The sequence below is a fragment of the Parasphingorhabdus sp. genome, from assembly GCF_041748495.1.
Classification (GTDB): domain Bacteria; phylum Pseudomonadota; class Alphaproteobacteria; order Sphingomonadales; family Sphingomonadaceae; genus Parasphingorhabdus.
Genome location: NZ_JBGTDD010000117.1, coordinates 1 through 2369, shown reverse-complemented (window position 1 = coordinate 2369; position 2369 = coordinate 1). Strand labels below are relative to the sequence as shown.

Below are 2369 nucleotides of genomic sequence, written 5' to 3'. Positions count from 1 at the left end.
GCGCAGCAGCTGTCGCCCGACGGGCCGCTCAAGCGCGGCTATGCCCGGGTCTCTTCCGCCGATGGTGTTCTGGTCGGCAGCCGCAAGGCCGCCGCTGCGGCGGGCAGCCTCACCCTGCATTTCGCCGATGGCAAGATCGGCGCGCAGGTAACCGAATCGCGGACGATTGCCAAATCGTCGCCGAAAAGCCCGGCGAGCCGCAGCAAAAAACCGGCGGATGACAGGCAGCAGGATTTATTCTAGGGAAATCCGCGATATATTGAGCCGGTGACCGCTTGGAGCGGGCCGGTAAATCGCAGGTAAAGGCTTGAAGGAGTAAGAGCGTCCTATGTTAATGTCCAATCGCAACAAGGTGGCAAAGCTGCATTATATGCCGAACGGGTTCCGGCCCTTGTCGGCGGGCGACCATGTCCTGTGCGCGGTAACCGGCGAAGCGATCCCGCTGGATGAACTGCGTTACTGGAGCGTCGAGAAGCAGGAGCCTTATGCCACGGCCGAGATTTCGGCCCGCGCCCATCTGCCCGAAGGCGAACAGTGAGCAAGCCGTTCAAACTTGTTCTTTCCCTGCTGACATTCTCGGCAGCATTTGTTCCCGCGACAATCGCCTCTGCGGAAACCGAAGACGCGGAACAGTCGGCATTCCGTGAAGCGGTAAAATTCGGCTTCAGCGGAGAAGCGATCCAGGGCGGCGTCATGATCGGCGACGCCCCCGCTGGGATCCGCAGCCTGACGTTTGAGGGCGAGGCCGTGCCGATCGACGAGGACGGCAAGTTCATCATCGCCTTTAACCGCGATGCCGGTCAGGCCGCGAATCTGCTCGCTACGCTCGACAATGGCCAGACCGTGCGCAAGTTCATCAATATCGCGCCGCGCAAATGGAAGATCGAACATGTCAGCATCAACCGCCGGGCGACTACCCGCAGCGCAGCCTTCATGGCTCGGCGCGGCCCCGAGCTGGAGCAGATCGGTGCAGCGCGCGCGGTGCAAAGCGGCAGCAAGGGCTGGCGACAAAGCTTTGTCTGGCCCGCCAAGGGCCGGATTTCCGGCCAGTTCGGATCGCAGCGCATCTATAATGGCGATCCCGGCAGCTATCACAGCGGCGTCGATATCGCCGCCCCGACCGGCACCTATTATGTCGCGCCTGCCGATGGGGTGGTGACACTGGCCGCCTCCAGCCCGTTCACGCTGGAAGGCAATCTGCTGATGATCGACCATGGCATGGGACTGAACAGCGCCTTTCTGCACAGCTCCGAAATATTGGTCAAAGAGGGACAGCAAGTGAAGCGCGGCGAACCCATCGGCCGGATCGGCGCCACCGGCCCGCATCTACACTGGTCGATGAAATGGAACGACGCCCGGATCGATCCGATCCTGCTGACCGGGCCGATGGATTAGCCGAGGGAAAAGCTGCCGATTATCTTCGGCTTCAATTGACGATCCGCTTGACCTTGAATCCCCGACCGTCGTTCACCTTGGCCATAAAACTGCCCATTGCCGCCCGCTCGATGACGATGGGATCGCCCGCCTTGGGGGGGCGCATGGTGCTGCGGCCAGGGTCGGTCTGCTGCCAAACTGCCCCGTCTTCCAGCTGGATTAGCCATTTACCACCGGCAAAAGTTCGCGCGGACTGGATCACGCCTTCGACCGATTCGATCCGATCGCCTTCATCAGCATCGTCGCCGAACAGCTTGATCCTCGGCAATGTCAGTCCGAACAGGCCGCGCCGGGCTTCACGGACCTGCTCGCGGTCTGCGATCACCACCTGGTTGTTTGACTGGGCGGTCTGGAGGGCGGCAACCTTCTCATCAAAGCAGCTCAGTCTGGCGGCCGGTTCGGCGATGTCCCTGCATGCCACCAAATCCGTATAAATGGCTGGCGGGGCCGAAAGAGCGTTTTTCCGGTCGATTTCCTTTGCAACTGCCGAACTACCGAGGCCAGCTGCGACTGCGGCACTGGCCAAAAGCATGCCCTTGAAGAATCCCTTGGAGATGATCATTGCCGTTTGTCCTGTTGTTTCATTTCAAATGTTGACCGACATTAGGCAATCACGGCACCAGAGGCAATTCTTTGTTCTGCGGCCAGGGTTGGAGTTAAAACAGCCCGGCGCGCGATGACCATGTCCCGAATTCGCCTGATTTCCACCGTGTCGCGACTGTGACAAAATAGTTACAATCTCTACAAAAACCGCGCCGAACCCTGAACCGGAGCTTTACAGACCAGAAGCCTTGTTGCAATTGACCCTCAACTCGGTGGTCGAATCCGCGCGTTTGGGGCGCGCTGATTGCCACCGGTCAACAACCGGGGATCGGTCATACTGGCCAACCTCTCCAGAATAAGGGACTGGATTACATGAGAAAATTTTCAAACCT

At 59.7% G+C, this 2369-nt stretch carries 3 protein-coding genes and 1 pseudogene; 3 read left to right on the top strand and 1 reads right to left on the bottom strand.

Annotated features, from left to right (window positions below):
- From ACEW8J_RS10605 to ACEW8J_RS10595, 3 genes and pseudogenes are all read left to right on the top strand, one after another.
- A pseudogene (locus ACEW8J_RS10605) lies at window positions 1-243 on the top strand (exodeoxyribonuclease VII large subunit); the annotation flags it as partial.
- Window positions 244-328: 85 nt separating this feature from the next.
- Window positions 329-538: a DUF2093 domain-containing protein gene (locus ACEW8J_RS10600; protein ID WP_373491610.1), complete on the top strand. Its 210-nt coding sequence runs from the start codon at window positions 329-331 to the stop codon at window positions 536-538.
- Complete coding sequence (locus tag ACEW8J_RS10595) at window positions 535-1395, top strand: M23 family metallopeptidase (protein WP_373491609.1); 861 nt, start codon at window positions 535-537, stop codon at window positions 1393-1395. The genes ACEW8J_RS10600 and ACEW8J_RS10595 overlap by 4 nt, the downstream gene beginning before the upstream one ends.
- Window positions 1396-1426: 31 nt before the next feature.
- Here ACEW8J_RS10595 and ACEW8J_RS10590 read toward each other — a convergent pair whose 3' ends face one another.
- On the bottom strand, window positions 1427-1996 hold the full coding sequence (locus ACEW8J_RS10590; RefSeq protein WP_373491608.1) for a hypothetical protein: 570 nt from the start codon (window positions 1994-1996) through the stop codon (window positions 1427-1429).
- Window positions 1997-2369: the final 373 nt, after the last annotated feature.

Coding starts and splice junctions, on each gene's coding strand:
- ACEW8J_RS10600 (WP_373491610.1), top strand. CDS start 329: ATGTTAATGTCCAATCGCAACAAGGTGGCAAAGCTGCATTATATGCCG.
- ACEW8J_RS10590 (WP_373491608.1), bottom strand. CDS start 1,996: ATGATCATCTCCAAGGGATTCTTCAAGGGCATGCTTTTGGCCAGTGCC.